We start from the raw sequence: 16,406 nt of genomic DNA, 5'->3' as shown, positions 1-16,406 counted from the left end.
AAATTACACTACGGTTTCAAATAGTTACCAGCGAGACACATTAAAAAATCCTCTCTGCCTGCAATCTGGCCCCCCGCTTGCAATATAAGGGGCAAACGCAACACACTGACAACCTATGGAAAGACGGACAGGATCAGATATACACCAGGAGGGCAGAAAGGTGATGAATCAAGAATCCATAATTGAAGAAAAAAAAGGAAAAACGCTGGCCCGTCCCGCGGCAATGGAGACAGAAGCCAACAGACTGACCATGGGTGTTCTCGGCATGTTTGCCGGTCTCATCGGCGCCTGGGCACTGGCCTGCATCATTGGCGGCATTGTGGCCGGCACCGAAGCCACCGGGCTGCTGGACGGCTGGTTCCATGCCGTGAGCGGACTTTAAGAAACAGGTACTACGACGTAGCAACAAAACAATTGACACAAAGCATCTCTTCACAATAAAAGGAGGAACATCATGGCCAAGACAGCAAATACAAAAACACGTACTCAGACTGGCGTCCAGGCAAAGGATATCACCCCGGCATCTGAAATATCAAAAGTCGGTGTCTACGCAGTCGGTATCGGCGCGGCCCTTATCGGCCTCTGGGGACTGGCCTGCTTTATTGGCGGCATGATCAGTGCCGGTGGCCCCCTGTCTCTGATTGGCAGCTGGTTCAAAGCTGTCAGTGGAATGTAGGGGAGCAGAAACCACTCCGCAATGTCCTGTGTTTACAGAAAGGGTGACAGGTATCAAGGAACAACGGACTCTGTATGGTGATGGCAGCCAGCAACCGTCCAGCAAGGCACCGGGCAGCAGCACCCTGTCCGGTGCCGCAACTGGACAAGGTGGTTCTTCGTCACGCTCCCCGGTCTCCACACGGAAGATACTGTATTCCGCGTTATGCGGTATAACCGTACTGCTCTCAGTGGTCATCATCATGGCCCTTCTGCAGTACAGGCTCACAGCCCAGTATAATGAAATTATTGACCAGGGAGAAAAAGTTGTCTTTCGTTTCTCCTCGCTCAGGGAGTATCTCACCCGGGCGATACTGGAAAGAAAATGGAGCCAGCTTGAGGGGTTCGAGAATAAAATCGAAGCCCTTAACAGCGATTTTTCAAGGCTCCTGGATCATCAACTGATACCGACCCAATACAAACTGGCACTCATCGATAAGGTTGGCATAGGTGAAATTGCTCTCCTGGCCCGGCAGATGGCAAATGAGGAGGATAAGATAACCCCGGCCCTCAAACTGCACGACAGGCTTCGGTCCATGTCCGACCAGCTGATGCAGTTTGACAGGGTCCTGATCGGCCAGATGAAAAGTAACCTGGTGCGGTTCCAGAACCTGATCATAGGCACCCTGGCGCTGATTACAGGAGCTATCAGCCTGCTTCTCGTCTTCCTGTACCGCAAGGCTCTGCTCCCCCTCCTGGATCTCTCAAGGCAGGTGCATGAGTCAGATCGGGACCAGGAGTTGGTTCTAACACCAGGAGCCTGTCAGGAGCTCAAGGATCTGACCGAGCGGCTGAATTTTCTTTTGTTCAGAAGTGGGCCGGATCACCCTGGCGAAGGAAATGTCTATTCACCCCACGAGATGAATGTCCTGAACAATCAACTCAACGCCATCATCAACTATACCCAGTTGCTGCTGGATAACAACTCTCAACGGGAAAACAATCCCGAAGAAGTACGAATCCTCCGCAGTATCATGATGTCCGGTGAACAGATCGGCCTGATACTCCAGGAGAAACAACGATGAACAATATCGCTGTCCCTGTCCACAGGGATCTCTTTGCCGGCAGCTTTGGCAAACGCATACCGGCACTCCCTGTCAGGGTCCAGCTACACATTTAAGTTAAAGAACCACAAAATTATTCACATGTACAACAGGTAACCCAAGGAGGAGGAATCAATGGACAATGTTCAATCCATGGACAACAAAATTGGTATTGCGGGGATAGAGATCCCGTTTCCGGTTTTTATCATTCTCGTTGCGTGCGCTTCCATTGCCGTAACCGGAATACTTTTCGCCGGCCATGCGCTTTACATAGGTCACCACCATGCCCTTGGCACATCCCGCGAGGTACCCTGGGGTATCCTGATTGCCGGCTATGTTTTTTTTGCAACTTTCTCCACCGGACTGTGCATCATTGCCTCCCTGGGCCAGGTTTTCGGTATCAAGGCGTTCAAACCCATTGTTGGCAGAACCCTGTTCTTAGCCGCGATTACCATTGCCGCCGGACTGATGAGCATCTCTCTTGAGCTGGAGAATCCGTGGCGGGTCCAGATATGGGCTCTTCTTTCCCCCCATCCGGAATCCAACATCTGGTGGAAGACTTCCATTTATTCCATGTACCTGATGCTGCTCATATTCAACCTCATCCTTCTTAACCGTGGCAAGGTCAAGGCCGCATCCCGAGTCGGCCTGGTGGCACTGCTGGCCTGCCTTGCCGCAATCCTCAACATGAAGGAAGACATGAGCATTCTCGGGGCACGCGCCTTCTGGCCGGACCAGTACATGCCCATCTACTTTCTGACTTTTGCCGGCCTGCTGGCCTGTTTTGGAATTTTCTTCTTCAACTGGGCAGCTTCCAAAATAAGCGGCAACGAACCCAGTGATGAGACAAAAACCGCCCTGTCCGCCACAAGCAAGCTTACCATCGTCCTGCTCATGATCTACGGCTTGTTCACCGCTGCCAAGATAATGGCCGGTTATGCCGGTGAAGCGGTTTCGAACCCCGATGCCATGGATCTTCTTCTGAATGGCCGTTTTGCCGGTAATTTCTGGGTTGGTGAAGTTGCCATGGCCTTTGTAATTCCGCTGGCCATTCTGGTTATCAGCCGCAAAAAGACAGACATCAATGCCCTGTTCGCAGCCGCCATTATCGGCCTGGCCGGACAGTTCATCGGAGTCTATGACCTGATCATGGCCGGACAGCTCGTGCCCCATTTCGCCCAGTACAATATCGTGGGCCTGCCGAAGTATTACAGCTACACCCCGTCCCTGCACGAATACATGATGCTGGCAGGAGGTTTCTTTCTGGTCTTCACTCTCTTTATCCTTGGCGAGCTGCTCCTGCGGCCCGACCGCCTCTCTGTTGATGAAAAATAGAGTCCACCCTCAAACCTGACCAGGAAACAAAAAAACTGCCCGTTGCATACCGCAGCGGGCAGTTTTTTTAACCTGACTCCCCATTTCAGCGCATCCCCAGCGCAACCAGAACAAAAGCGATCTCAGGGCACCCTGAGACCACATACAATCTTTCCTTAATATTGAGTACACCAGGACGACTAGATACCGGTTCCAAATAATCATTATGCCTGGCAGGATATATTCTTCTCCTCGTCTGCTTTCTGAGAAGTGCACTCAAAAATAATATCAAGCTCCTCATCATCAAGGGTTTCCTCCTTGAGCAGAACTTCGGCCACCTGGTTGAGATAGTCCCTGTTTTCGGTCAGGATATCCCGGGCCTTCTGGTAACATTGCTGGAGGATGCCGTTTATCTCCTGATCGATCCGCCGTTCCGTCTCGTCACTATGCAGGAGCATGGCCATGGGATCTCCCAGGAAGCTCCCCCCCTCCCGCACATACGCCCGTGGTGCCAGAGTGTTGCCCATACCCCACTTGCATATCATGGAGGTGGCGATTTCCGTAGACTGTAGGAGGTCATCCTGGGCCCCGGTGCTTAGCTCGCCGAAGATAATCTCCTCTGCGGCCCGGCCACCCATGAATATGGTGATCTTGTCGAGCAGGTATTCCCTGGAATAGGCGTGCCTATCGCTTAAGGGCAACTGCTGGGTCTGGCCAAGTGCCCTGCCCCGGGGAATAATGGTGATCTTAACCAGGGGATCGGCTTCGGGCATCCTTTTTGCGACAATGGCATGGCCCGCCTCATGAAAGGCCAGGATCTTGCGATCTTTTTCTGAAAAGACCATCCCCTTGCGCTCCACCCCCATGAGAATCCGGTCCCGGGCCTCATCGAAGTCCTCCATGGTAATGTACTGCTGTCGCTTCCTGGCCGTCAGCAGGGCCGCCTCGTTGACCAGGTTATGCAGTTCCGCCCCGGTGAAGCCCGGGGTCGTCTGGGCAATTCGCTTGAGATTGATATCCGATCCGAGCTTCACCTTCCTGGTATGGACCTCGAGAATTTTTTCCCGTCCCTTGACATCGGGTGGCAGGATGGTGATCTGGCGGTCAAACCGTCCCGGTCTGAGCAGGGCTGGATCAAGGATATCGGGCCGGTTGGTTGCCGCCAGAACCAGGACCGTATCATCGGTACCAAAGCCATCCATCTCCACCAGCAGGGCATTGAGAGTCTGGGCCCGCTCATCGGTCCCTCCCGCCACTCCGGCGGCGGTCCGACTCCCCCCCACCGCATCGATCTCGTCGATAAACACAATACACGGAGCATTCTTTTTAGCCTCCCGGAAGAGGTCCCTAACCCTGGAGGCCCCAACCCCGACAAACATCTCGACAAAATCAGAGCCGGAAAAGCTGAAAAATGGTACTCCGGCCTCGCCGGCTATGGCCTTGGCCAGTAACGTCTTGCCGGTCCCAGGTGGCCCCTGAAGGAGTATCCCCCTGGGAATGGTGGCACCAACCTCCTTGAACGGCTCGGGGTTCTTCAAAAACTCGATCACCTCCACCAGCTCTTCCTTGGCTGAGGAGATTCCGGCCACATCGTCAAAGGTAACGCGGTTCTCCTGGGTGAAACGGATCATCTTTTCACTGGCAAAGTGCTCATCTTCAGCATTTTTCTCCTGTCTTTTCAGGTTAGCGGCCCAGACAAGAAGAACCACGATCAAGGCCACAGAAAAAAGGACGGTGAACCAGATCAACTGGGTATTGTCACGACTGACCGTGACCCGGATTCTCCGGCCCTCCAGCTTCGGGACCAGGGACGATATATCCGGCGCGATTGTCGTATAGCGCCGACCATCATTACTGGTCACCACCAGAGTATTGCCGCGAATCTGCACCGCTGCGATCCGATCCCGGTGCAGATTCTCCAGAAAATCCGTGTAACTCTGGGTAGGCAGGGCTGTCTTATGTTCAGCCCGCCAAAAGATAAAAAGGGTGCCGAGCACAAAGATAAAGATAAAGAAAATGAAAATATTCCGGGCAAAATAAGCCATAAGCGACCAGTCCTCAATAAAGCGTGGGTGACAGTAACGGTTCTTCCTCCGTATATTCCGGCCATTGTAGAAAATCAGAGGAAAAATGTACAGAACTACCATTGGCACTCCTACCCACACGTGGTCTGTTTTTTCACCGAAAAAATACCCGGGCTGAACCGACCGGAGAAAAAGCCTGCGAACCGAGGAATGGCAGATGGGCAAGAAAACAGGAGTGTTACCCGGGGAAAATCAAGGAGAACTGCAAGACCGTACGGACAACTATCGCACGCGCCAGGTAAAATCCAGCGCTCCTGTCCGGCAGGAGTCTACACAGGCCCCGCAGTTCCAGCAGTAGACAGACCGGCCCTCACCAAGACCGGGATTGAGACCAAGGGGACAGGCGTACTCACAGAGGCCACACTGGACGCAGGCCTCCACCTTCTGATCGACAAGCAGCCGACGCCGTGCACCGATCAGGGCGAGAAGACCGCCCAGGGGACAAAAATAACGGCAATAGAATCGACGGGTCAGGAGTTCAAGCAGGAGCACTGCCACCAGTACCACCCCCTCGAGGGCCAGTTTATGAAAAAACACCGCCATCATGATCTCACGACCCACCAGTCCAGGAGGTGACATGATGACAAAAACAGGCACCCCCAGGATCATGGACAACAAAAACTCGCCGATCAAGGCAAACCACAGAAGTCTCCGGGCCAGAACCAGCCGGTCATGAAGATCTTTTTTTCTGGAGATCAACCGTCGCAGCCGGTCGAACAGTTCTCCGAAAAAATTGATCGGACAGATCCAGCTGCAAAACACCCGCCCAAGCAGCAGGGCCAGCAGGACCGGCGGCAGCATACCAACGAGGGCCGGAAGGTAGAGTTTTTTTGTGACCAGGATACTTTCCAGTCCTTCAAGAGGCGAGACAAACCAGAGCTCACCGACACCAAGGGATTGATACCATCCCTGGATCAGGGTTATTGATTTATAATAGTTGAGAAAAGGATTGATCAGGACAACAAGAAAGGCTGCCGATAAAACCGCAAAACGCAGGGTGTTGTAGCGTCGTCTGCGACCCTGTCCCTTCCCCCGGTCTCCAGTCATCAGTATTTCACCTTGTCTCCGGAATACAGGGGCTCCACATTGACCCCCTTCAGACCGTCAACACCGGTCACCGGACAGGCATTGACACAGAGACCACAACCCGTACAGACCTCTTCGTCTACCACCGGTTTGAGCGACTCCAGCCGGATTGCCTCGTTCTTGAACGGACATTTGTCATAACAGGTCCGGCACAATGTCATTCCGTTCCAGGCCGCACAGGTAAATTGATTGATGACCGCAAGCCCCATTCTGGTCTCGGCCATTTCCACCCGCTGCAGGGTGCCGGTGGGACACACATCCACACATTTCATACAGAGATAGCAGGGGATTTTCTCCACCGCAATCAAGGGGGTTCCCGCATGGAGGCCATGACGGATATCCAGGAGTTCGATACAGTGATAGGGGCAGACCTCCACGCAGCGGCCGCAGCGCAGACATTTGCCGGCGAAAATCTCTTCCGGCACGGCCCCCGGAGGACGCAGTCTGTTGGTAGTGACAGGTGAACGTAGAAGAGAAGCCGAGGCCTTGATGCTGCCAGAGAGCAGCGCAGTGGCCGTCACCACGCCCGTCAGCTTGAGAAAACCGCGACGCTTCACATGCCTTATCCCTTTTCGTCCCGTCGGCGGCCAAATATCTGAGGCACATACTCGCCCAGAGCGATTTTTTCGGCTTCATCCTCGATGTTGAGGTAGGTCAGCCCTACACTGAGCACGGTTTCCACCTTCTCGATGCTCCGCATCATCTTTTCCATAGCATCAGTAGACGTACTCTCGAGAACGACCACAATATTGCCCTTTTCATCAGCTCCATAGACCTCGACCTGACTCATCTGGTTCAATGTCTCCAGAGTCTGATCCCGGTCTTCCGGCCGTGTCGATATCACCACTCCACCAATAGGCATAGTCGGTCCTTTTCCATAATCTGCCGTCAGCGGCCATCAGCCCTGAAGAAACAACGGAAAAAACAAAGGCATGTGACTGCACAACCCATACCTGATCCCTGATTACCGGGACCGGATACCGTCTGTGCCGATCTTCGGAAGAGGCAACAAACAGGTAAAGAAGGAGAAGTCCGCGCTTTTGGCAGGAAAGCGGCAAACATATCGACACTCCGGTATCCGGTCCCGGTAATCAGAGAATGGGGGCAGTTTCCCACCCCCGGCGCTAATTCTTCAACATGAAAATAAAAATCTTTTTATACAATCAACGGTTTCAAAGGCACAGGCCCGGAAACACGTTTCACCTTGACCGCGCAGATCTTAAATTCGGGTTCTTTGGAGCCGGGATCATAGGCATCCTTGGTCACCTTATTGATCATCCGTTCCGGATGCTGATCGTGCCAGTAGACAAAGACCATTCCCTCGATGGGGCCTTCGTACACCTTGGCCGGCAGCACGTTCACCCCACGACGGGACCGAACCTCCACCATGTCACCGGGCTTGATACCAAGCTTCTTCGCATCGTTTGGGTTAATCTCAACGTAGGCGTAGGGATTGGCTCTCAGCAACTCGGGTACCCGTCCGGTCATGGACATGGTATGCCAGTGATCGATAATCCGTCCGGTGGAAAGATAGAACGGATATTCGGCATCCGGCACCTCCTCAGGATCCGCCTGCGGCCGCAGCCACACCCAGAGTTTCCGGTCCTTGTGGGCCGGGCCGTAGAACTGGTAGGGCAGATCACTGGTAGCCTCGCTGTCTGCCATGGGATCCATGCCACGGACAAATTTTTTGACTGTACCGCCCTTCAACGCGTACTCCTTCGTCGGGGCCGGCCACTGGACACCATCGTACATCTGCTCCAGCACTTCATATGTCGCACCCCTCAAATCATTATCCCGATGCTTGGTCAATTTTTGGGTATATTCATCCCAGATGGCCCTGGGAAGATCATATTCCTCATCCAGTCCTTCAAAAGGACTGATGCATTGGGCAATGACCGGATCGTTCAGTTTGCCGGCCAGTTTCCTGGCCCATTCACGTACGATCCAGACCTCGGGTTTGGCGTCGCCGGGCGGATCAATGGCCTTCCTGGTCAACTGAGAGCGCCTTTCCGTGCAGCCGTAGACCCCGGTTTTCTCGAAATGGAAAGCCGTGGGCAGGATCAAGTTGGCGTACTCTGTGGTCCGGGTTGGGAAGATATCCGTGCAGACGATGAAGACATCCTCACGGGCCAGTCCCTTATTGTACAGATTGCAGTTGGGCAGACTCTGGGCAGGGGAGGTGCAGTTGATCCAGATTGCCTTGATTTTGCCGGCATTGACGGCCGAGAACATGGCCATGGTATGATAGCCGGGCTTGGGCGGAATCCGACCCTTGGGAATACCCCAGGCCTCCTCCACCTGGTTACGCAGTTTTTCCTTCTTGACCAGCCGGTGGCCGGGCAGAATATGGCACAGACCGCCGCCTTCACGGACGCCGCCGCAGGCATTGGGCTGACCGGTGAGCGACAGGGAGTCGGCACCGGGCTTGAGCAGCTGGCCGGTGAGGATATGGAGATTATGGATCAGGTTGTTGGCCCATACCCCTCTTTTGCGCTGGTTGATGCCCATGGTCCACAGGGAAACCGTACCCCTGGAGGTGGCGAACCAGCGGGCAACTACGCGTATATCATCGGCCGTCACCTTGCCGCCCATGATGCGGGCTGCCTTTTCCGGCGGATAATCGGCGACAAATTTTTTGTACTCTTCAAAAGAAACTTCCTTTTTTTCCTTACCTTTGCGGAAAGTGGCGTAGGTGGAAAAAAAGGACCGGTCATAGAGTTTTTCCTCGATGATCACATACGCCATGGCATTAAGCAGGGCCAGGTCGGTACCCGGCTTGAACTGCAGGTGCTTGTCGGCGATTCTCGAGGTCTGCGACAGGCGGGGGTCGGCATTGATCACCTTGACTTCGGGATTGTCAAGTTTACGGCGCATGATTCGACGAAAGAGGACCGGATGGGCCTCGGCGGTATTGGAACCGATAATGAAGAAACAGTACGCCTTTTCCAGGTCAGCATAACCGCCGATGGGCTCATCGGCCCCGAACGAGGTCAGGTAGCCGCCCACAGCCGAGGCCATGCACAACCGCGGATTACCCTCCACGTTGTTGGTCTGCAGCCCGCCCCGCATCACCTTCTGGAACAGGTAGGTCTCTTCAGTCAAAGCCTGGCCGGAACCGTAATAGGCCACGGAATCATTACCATGGGCGGTGACGGCTTCGGCAAATTTGCTTGCCGCGATATCCAGAGCCTTGTCCCAGGATATCTCACGGAAGTTATCGGTTTTCTTCTCGCGGTACAGTGGTTTTGTCAAGCGGTCGGCATGGCGCATGCACTTCCAGAAATGCATGCCCTTCATGCACACATAACCAAAGTTGGTCCTGGCCTTGGCCACGCCGCGTAATCCGGCCGGCTGACCGTTTTTAACTCCCAGTTCAACCCGGCAACCCACCCCGCAAAGCCTGCAGGACCCGCGATGCCACTGAATGCCTTCTTCGGCCAAGGCCACGGAACTCCTGTCCAGAGGCAGGTTCATCCCCACATACGACGCAGCGGAAAGAGCTGCTGTTTTTTTGAGAAAATCTCTTCTTGTCTGAGCCATGAATATCTCCTCCCTGCAAACTGTCTGAGCGTGATTGGCTGCTTCTACCTGGCCTTAAACGTATGCGGACTGTGGCATTTCCAGCAGTCTTTATCCTTGGGACATTTCTCCAGCATTTTGGCATGGCAGACCGCACAGTCCTCCCTGGATGGCGTCAGACGGAATGTTTCAAAGGTTCCATGGCACTGGTAGCATTTCACCATGGCGATGCCATGGGCTGAACCATACCACTCTTTGTAGACATCGGGTGTTGCCTCCTGATGGCAGTCAGCGCAGGCAACATACATCTCATTCTCACTCAGCTCTGGATGACCATTGACCGGTTTGTCTTCTGCTGACCCGGGGGATGCCCCCCAGACCATCATGCCAAGAAACACCATGACACAACACGTCACGAACATTTGTCTCTTCACGGTTCACCTCCTGAAGATTTTCTTCTTCCGGGCAGCCCCCTCCGCTGGTCTTACGCCCGTTTCCTGGCTTATAGGCAGAGCCGGCGATTCCTCCCGGCATGACCGGAAGCACTGACGACTCTACACAAAAGTTCGAACCTGAACTGAGTGATTTTCAAATGGTTCCCCGCAGAGAGTGCTCAACCTCCCTTATGCAAATAAAAAAACTTCTCTGCCGAACTGAGCCCGTTCCGGTGCCCGACCCTGGGATGGCATCCGGTACAGCTGCTCTCCCGGCGACCGGTCAGGTACTGCCGGTGGGCCTGGACGCCTGCCTCGGACAACCCAGGCGGCTCAAGTTCCCCATGACAATCCATACATCCGGAATCATGGACGAAACGATTGCGGTTCTCCCGGGCATTGCCGGCCCAGTCATAATTCCTGCCCTCGATGAAGAGGTTATTCACTGTCATCCGTACACCGGAGGCAATCTTGCTCTTCAGTAAAGACAGCAGGTTGTCGATGGGCAGATGACACTGGTTGCAATGGGCCACGCTGCCTGTCCGGTTCTGCCCGCCATGCACATCCTCCTGCCAGGACATCACAAAAGGTTTCATGACATGGCAACTCCCGCAAAAGGAGGCCCGGTTACCAAAGTTCAAGACAAAGCCCGAAAAGATCACGACAGTCACACCCCCACCCATGACCCAGACAAACAGGCAAATCAGGGTTCCTGTCAGGTGGTTTTTCCCCCCTTCTTCACACTGCACGCGTCCATGTCTCCCTGGTGGCGAAGAGCTTTTTCAATGGCTCTTGGAAACAAATACTGTCGAACGAGAATCAGTACAGTACCCTTTAAAATTTTCCAGATTGTCTTATGGTGTACTGCAAAGAATTATAGCAAAGAATATTCCAGTCTAACAACATGCTAATTTTACATAGATATTCACTACCGACACAACCCACCATTACCAGGAGGTAACAGTCATGGCGCAAAAATGATACCGCCAGGTAACATTTTTTCTGATAGCGCCACACTCTTTCAACACTACCCGGTTGCATGGTAAGACTGGTCGGGTACAATACATCATGGGAAGAATTCAAAGCCAGACGTACAACACCCATGAAACTTCGATCTAAATTCATCCTGGCCATCGGTGCCATTCTGACGGCGTCCTACGGCCTGCTGCTGATCTACACATCCATTCTCCAGAACAGGTTGGTTATCAACCAGGCCTGTCAGGAGGCCCGGATGCTGCGCCAGCAGATTCTGCTGACCAGACAATGGGTGGCTGATCACAGGGGTCTGTTCATTGTCAAGACAAAGCAGGACCATGCCAACCCCTTCCTGCCCAATCCTACACTGCAGGCCAAAGACGGAACCATCCTCGTCAAGAGAAATCCCGCCATGGTCACCCGTGAACTATCCGAATATGCAAGTCGCTCCGGCTTCTGCTGGTTCAGAGTCACCAGCCTCAAGCCGATCAACCCGGCCAATGAGCCCGATGATTTTGAGCGTTCCAGCCTCCTCCTGCTCGAAGAAGGTGTACCGGAGATTATCAAAATCATAGAAGGAGACAATGGCCGGATCCTGCGCTACGTGACCCCGCTGGAGGTCAAATCTTCCTGCCTTTCCTGCCATGCGGAGCAAGGTTACAGGGTCGGTGACATCCGGGGGGCCCTGTCCATCTCCATCCCCATCAACTGGGCCGACGAGGCCATCAGACATAACAACCAGTCCATTATCATCTTCGGCCTCCTGTCGGTCTGCTCTGTGGCCATGGTGCTCTACTTGCTGTTCAACAACCTGGTCGTCAGACCCATCAATCAACTGGCCGATGCCATGGATAAATTCCCGGAAAAAGACCCGGATACGTTCAAACTGCCGGACACCAAAGATGAAATCGGTTTTCTGTCCCGCCGGTTTTTCAATCTCTGCGAACGCCATAAACGCTCTGTGGAGGACCTGGAACAGGCCAGAAAACAGGCCTTCCGCAGTGAAAAGCTGGCCGCTCTTGGCCAGCTGACCGCTGGTATCGCTCATGAGATCAACAACCCCCTGGGAGGGATGCTCAACTGTATCCGTACCATTCGTGAGGAACCCGACAACAGGGATCTGCACGACCGCTACCTGCCGCTCATCGACAAGGGGTTGCACCGGATCGAACACACCATGCGCCAACTCCTCAACTACGGGCGAAGCGAACCGCTGCAGCTCATGCGGGCCAGCATTGACGAAATCATCCGGGAATGCCTGGAACTGCTGGAGTACAAGCTGAAAAACATAAACGTGGAACTGGACCTCCAGCTCGACGAGGCCTACTGCATCGACACCGAGGCCGCCAAACAGATTGTCATGAACATCTGCCTCAACGCCATTCAGGCCATGCACGACGGGGGCACGTTGAGTATCACCTCCTACCGGACAGACGACGACCTGGTACTGGTCTTCACCGATACCGGTTCCGGTATCCCTGAAGAAATCATCGACAAGATTTTTGATCCGTTTTTCACCACCAAGGAGGTAGGAGAAGGAACCGGCCTGGGGCTGGCGGTCACCGACTCCCTGGTTCAGCAGTTTGGCGGCCATATCGAGGTGGAATCCGAACCGGGCCGCGGCAGCCGGTTTACCATCTATCTGCCCATAAAACTATCCTGCCCACATTCAAGAGAACACCAATCCAACACCCAGGAAACATAACGTATGCCGAGAATACTGCTTGCCGAAGATGATGAAATAATGCGTATCACGGTGGAGGACCGACTGCGCCGGGAAGGCTGGACCGTGGATGCAGTGGAGGACGGACTGAAGGCCAAAAAATGCCTTGAACACAACAACTACCACCTGGTGCTCTCGGATATCCGCATGCCCGGACTTTCCGGGGTGGAACTACTGGAACAAGTGCGCCAGCTGAGCCCGCCCCCTGATATTATAATGATGACAGCCTATGGCAGCGTGGATGATGCGGTCAGCTGCATGAAAAAAGGGGCCGTGGATTACATCCTCAAGCCGTTCAACATGGATGACCTGGTGATCCGCATCAAGCGGGTCTTGGAAATGCAGTCGGTCAAGGCAAAATGTGCATCTCTGGAAGAGAACTGCTTCCTGGCCCGAAAGCATATCATTGGCGAGAGCCCGGCGATCAAGAAGGTCTATAAGATAATCAGTCAGGTGGCGTCCACCGACTCCACTGTGCTTGTTACAGGTGAATCAGGTACGGGCAAGGAGCTGGCCGCGGCTGCAATCCATCGCTCCAGCACCCGGGCCAGCAAACCCTATGTCCGGATCAACTGCGCGGCCATCCCGGAAGGATTGATCGAATCCGAGCTCTTTGGCCACGAACGCGGAGCCTTCACCGGCGCCCACAACAGAAAACCGGGCAAGTTTGAACTGGCGGACGGAGGGACTTTGCTGCTCGATGAAATCGGAGATCTGCCCCTTCCGCTACAGGCCAAGCTGCTCAGAGTGATCCAGGAGGGAGAGTGCGAACGGGTGGGAGGTACCAGGACCATCAAGGTGGATGTGCGGCTCATATGCGCTACGGCCAAGGATCTGGGGGTGGAAGTGAAGGAGGGCCGCTTCCGGCAGGATCTGTATTACCGCCTTCGGGTCATTCCGGTGACCATGCCGCCCCTGCGCGAGCGGAGAGAAGATATCCCCATACTTGTCGACCATTTCCTGGCGGAATTCAGCCAGAAACGGGGGATAACCATGAAGCTGTCTCCAGAGGCCATGGCCTGCATGCTGGAGTATGATTTCCCCGGCAATGTCCGGGAGCTGAAAAACATCATCGAACGGGCTTCTGTCCTGGCCCCGAACCCGGTGATAACCCCGGCGGACCTGCCGGCGGACCTGCATTCGGCCAATGACGATGCTGAACCGTTCGAGGGTCCGGTTATCCTCAGCGAAGCCCTGGCCCAGACGGAAAAACGATGTCTTTTAAGCGCACTCGCCCGTACCGGGGGCAACAGAACAAAAGCCGCCGAGCTGCTCGGCATCAGCAGGAAGAATCTGTGGGAAAAGATGAAACATTACGAGATCATCCTCTGAAAAGGTACCGGACCTGTTTCGGACGGACAAATCAGGTATCTTCCGGGGTTACATCTCGTAGAGCTTCTCGTCACGGCGCGGAGTTTTTCGAGTTCCCCGCAGTTTTTTCTTCATACCGTCCAGGGAAAAGGCGTCATCACCATCGAGCAGATCACCCATCTCCTGTTCAATCTGGTCAGGATCCTCCCCTGCCTCCATGCGCGCCAGAGCCTCCTCCATCTGCTCTCCAAGGGATATTCCTGTCTTTTCGGTAAACTTGCGCATCAAGTCGGCCATTTGCCGGGGATCATCTTCATTGATGTTTTCAGCCTCCCGCATCAGGCTCTCAAAGGCCTTTTCCATCCTGCTCTCGTCGAGTCCGGCCAGCGGATCATCGCTGTCTTCCTCTTTGGCCTTGCCGACAGTGGCAAAGGGGGACATCATCTTCTGCAGCTCTTTCCGACCACATTGCGGACAGCCTGGCCGGGTCTCCGTGTTGATCCGACGGGAGAAAAAATTAAAGATGGTGTTGCACTCTTCGCAGAAAAACTCGTAGATAGGCATGGCATACTCAATCCGAAGGGAGTTTATATGAAAGTCTCGCCCTACCCTCAAAGGGGGGACAACAACAGCTTTCACCTTTCGTTGAGCAGGCTGTGTGAGCCTGCATGGGTGTCAGGGGAAACGATCTGCGACCACAGGTCGATTCTTGAGCCGGAAAAGGGTCAGCACCTGTGCGCTGCGGGCCCGCAAAAACCCCGGCCGCATGCAATCTGCTCCATCCCGTGAGAATGACAGGAGATACCTGCCGCATTGTCCCTGAAATTAATCACTGTTCAGGACTGCGTCAATATCAGCGGGTCGGACCTGATCCGTGACAACAACCTCACCAATACCTGTGGGCAGCACAAAAAATACCCGGCCACCGACGGTTTTCTTATCCGTGAGGAAAAACTTTTTTATTTCTTCCCGATCAAGCTCCGGAGAAATGGTGGTCGGCATGCCATAGGCAGTGATGAGATCACGGATTTCCCAGGCCTCATCTTCGCCAAGCAACCCTGTCCGGACCGCGAGATCCGCCGCTGCGCACATTCCGATAGCCACAGCCAGCCCATGGATGATCTGAAAATTCGAGGCCGCCTCAACCGCATGCCCGATGGTGTGCCCGAAATTGAGGATTCTCCGCAGCCCCCCTTCCCGTTCATCCTGCTCCACCACTCGGGCCTTGATCTCACAGCACCTCGCTATCATCTGGCTTATAATCTCTTCCTGAAGAGAAAAAATGTCCTGCCGGTGCTGACGGAGATAATAGAAAAACTCTTTATCGGCAATCACCCCATACTTTATAACTTCGGCCAGACCGCCCAGGAGCTCTGATTCCGGCAGACTGCGCAGGACATCGGTGTCTATATAGACACTTCTTGGCTGATAGAAGGTACCGACCAGGTTCTTTCCCTCCGGAATATCGACCCCGGTTTTACCCCCCACCGAACTGTCCACCTGGGCGAGTAGGGAGGTGGGAACCTGGACAAAGGGAATGCCACGCATGTAGATGGAAGCAAGAAACCCGGTGATATCGCCGGTGACCCCGCCCCCCAGAGCAATAAGGCCATCGGCCCGGTCAAATCCATGCCTGGCCAGCTCACTGGCCAGGGACGCGATGATCTGCAGGTTCTTGGACGCCTCTCCGCGGGGAAAGGTGATCAACTCGGCTGGTACCGAGGCCTGGCCCAGCGACTCCAGGACCTTGTCACCATAGAGCCGGGCCACATACTCGTCGGCAATGACCCCATACCGTTTGGCCACGTTCCGCGCCCTGAGATCAGGGCCAATTTCGGCAAGCATGCCGGAACCGATCATGATCGGGTAGCTTCGCTCATCCAGACCGACCTGTACTGTTTTCATATTTTGTTTTTCTTTTTTCTTTTTCTATCTTGTTTCGAGAGGTTAGCGTGTACCGAAAAAGGTACCATCAGGGTACCAGATTATCTCACCGTCCGGGAGAGCAGATTTTCCTTTTCTCTTATGCTGGAGACAGAATTTTCATCCACCTGCAACACTTTAAAAAGAAAAGCAATTATAACCAGTTATCTTTTTTCCAATTGCAGATGGGTGCAACACTCAGTTTAGGTTCCAGAAACAAAAAAGGAGATGCCAGTTGGCACCTCCTTTTTTCTAATTCCAGCTGAGGTGGAAAGAA

At 54.1% G+C, this 16,406-nt stretch carries 15 protein-coding genes; 6 read left to right on the top strand and 9 right to left on the bottom strand.

Features of this window, described 5'->3' with window-relative positions:
- Positions 1–160: 160 nt before the first annotated feature.
- The 4 genes from ACXJJY_RS11530 to nrfD all read left to right on the top strand — a co-directional run bounded on the left by ACXJJY_RS11530 (position 161) and on the right by nrfD (position 3,092).
- On the top strand, positions 161–382 hold the full coding sequence (locus ACXJJY_RS11530) for a hypothetical protein (protein ID WP_456387912.1): 222 nt from the start codon (positions 161–163) through the stop codon (positions 380–382).
- Positions 383–454: 72 nt separating this feature from the next.
- Positions 455–676 (top strand): hypothetical protein, encoded by a 222-nt coding sequence (locus ACXJJY_RS11525; RefSeq protein WP_456387910.1) that lies wholly within the window; start codon positions 455–457, stop codon positions 674–676.
- 43 nt (positions 677–719) lie between these two features.
- On the top strand, positions 720–1,739 hold the full coding sequence (locus ACXJJY_RS11520; RefSeq protein ID WP_456387908.1) for a hypothetical protein: 1,020 nt from the start codon (positions 720–722) through the stop codon (positions 1,737–1,739).
- A gap of 153 nt (positions 1,740–1,892) precedes the next feature.
- Positions 1,893–3,092 (top strand): NrfD/PsrC family molybdoenzyme membrane anchor subunit, encoded by a 1,200-nt coding sequence (gene nrfD / locus ACXJJY_RS11515; protein ID WP_456387906.1) that lies wholly within the window; start codon positions 1,893–1,895, stop codon positions 3,090–3,092.
- A gap of 203 nt (positions 3,093–3,295) precedes the next feature.
- Here the strand turns inward: nrfD and ftsH are convergent, their stop codons facing one another.
- The 7 genes from ftsH to ACXJJY_RS11480 form a co-directional block, all read right to left on the bottom strand.
- Positions 3,296–5,218: an ATP-dependent zinc metalloprotease FtsH gene (gene ftsH / locus ACXJJY_RS11510; protein ID WP_456387904.1), complete on the bottom strand. Its 1,923-nt coding sequence runs from the start codon at positions 5,216–5,218 to the stop codon at positions 3,296–3,298.
- A gap of 159 nt (positions 5,219–5,377) precedes the next feature.
- On the bottom strand, positions 5,378–6,202 hold the full coding sequence (locus tag ACXJJY_RS11505; RefSeq protein WP_456387902.1) for a 4Fe-4S binding protein: 825 nt from the start codon (positions 6,200–6,202) through the stop codon (positions 5,378–5,380).
- Positions 6,202–6,798, bottom strand: a complete 597-nt coding sequence (locus ACXJJY_RS11500; protein ID WP_456387900.1) for a 4Fe-4S binding protein — start codon at positions 6,796–6,798, stop codon at positions 6,202–6,204. The genes ACXJJY_RS11505 and ACXJJY_RS11500 overlap by 1 nt, the downstream gene beginning before the upstream one ends.
- A gap of 5 nt (positions 6,799–6,803) precedes the next feature.
- On the bottom strand, positions 6,804–7,103 hold the full coding sequence (locus ACXJJY_RS11495; RefSeq protein WP_456387898.1) for a chaperone NapD: 300 nt from the start codon (positions 7,101–7,103) through the stop codon (positions 6,804–6,806).
- Positions 7,104–7,396: 293 nt separating this feature from the next.
- Positions 7,397–9,784 (bottom strand): molybdopterin oxidoreductase family protein, encoded by a 2,388-nt coding sequence (locus ACXJJY_RS11490; protein ID WP_456387896.1) that lies wholly within the window; start codon positions 9,782–9,784, stop codon positions 7,397–7,399.
- A gap of 44 nt (positions 9,785–9,828) precedes the next feature.
- Entirely contained in the window at positions 9,829–10,197 is a 369-nt protein-coding gene (locus ACXJJY_RS11485) for a cytochrome c3 family protein (RefSeq protein ID WP_456387894.1), read from the bottom strand.
- A gap of 179 nt (positions 10,198–10,376) precedes the next feature.
- Entirely contained in the window at positions 10,377–10,946 is a 570-nt protein-coding gene (locus ACXJJY_RS11480) for a cytochrome c3 family protein (RefSeq protein ID WP_456387892.1), read from the bottom strand.
- 353 nt (positions 10,947–11,299) lie between these two features.
- Here ACXJJY_RS11480 and ACXJJY_RS11475 point away from each other — a divergent pair, with 353 nt between their 5' ends.
- Both ACXJJY_RS11475 and ACXJJY_RS11470 read left to right on the top strand, forming a co-directional pair.
- The gene (locus ACXJJY_RS11475; protein ID WP_456387890.1) at positions 11,300–12,877 is read left to right on the top strand and encodes an ATP-binding protein; all 1,578 of its coding nucleotides are present in this window, start codon (positions 11,300–11,302) and stop codon (positions 12,875–12,877) included.
- Between the two features lie 3 nt (positions 12,878–12,880).
- Positions 12,881–14,227 (top strand): sigma-54-dependent transcriptional regulator, encoded by a 1,347-nt coding sequence (locus tag ACXJJY_RS11470; protein WP_456387888.1) that lies wholly within the window; start codon positions 12,881–12,883, stop codon positions 14,225–14,227.
- A gap of 48 nt (positions 14,228–14,275) precedes the next feature.
- Here the strand turns inward: ACXJJY_RS11470 and ACXJJY_RS11465 are convergent, their stop codons facing one another.
- Both ACXJJY_RS11465 and aroB read right to left on the bottom strand, forming a co-directional pair.
- Entirely contained in the window at positions 14,276–14,770 is a 495-nt protein-coding gene (locus tag ACXJJY_RS11465; protein WP_456387886.1) for an FmdB family zinc ribbon protein, read from the bottom strand.
- 261 nt (positions 14,771–15,031) lie between these two features.
- Positions 15,032–16,111, bottom strand: coding sequence for a 3-dehydroquinate synthase (gene aroB, locus ACXJJY_RS11460; RefSeq protein ID WP_456387884.1), 1,080 nt, complete (start codon positions 16,109–16,111; stop codon positions 15,032–15,034).
- Between the last annotated feature and the right edge of the window lie 295 nt (positions 16,112–16,406).

It is taken from the genome of Desulfolithobacter sp., from assembly GCF_054025815.1.
The sequence above is the reverse complement of the archived record's forward strand: the minus strand, read 5'-3'. Positions and strand labels throughout refer to the sequence as shown.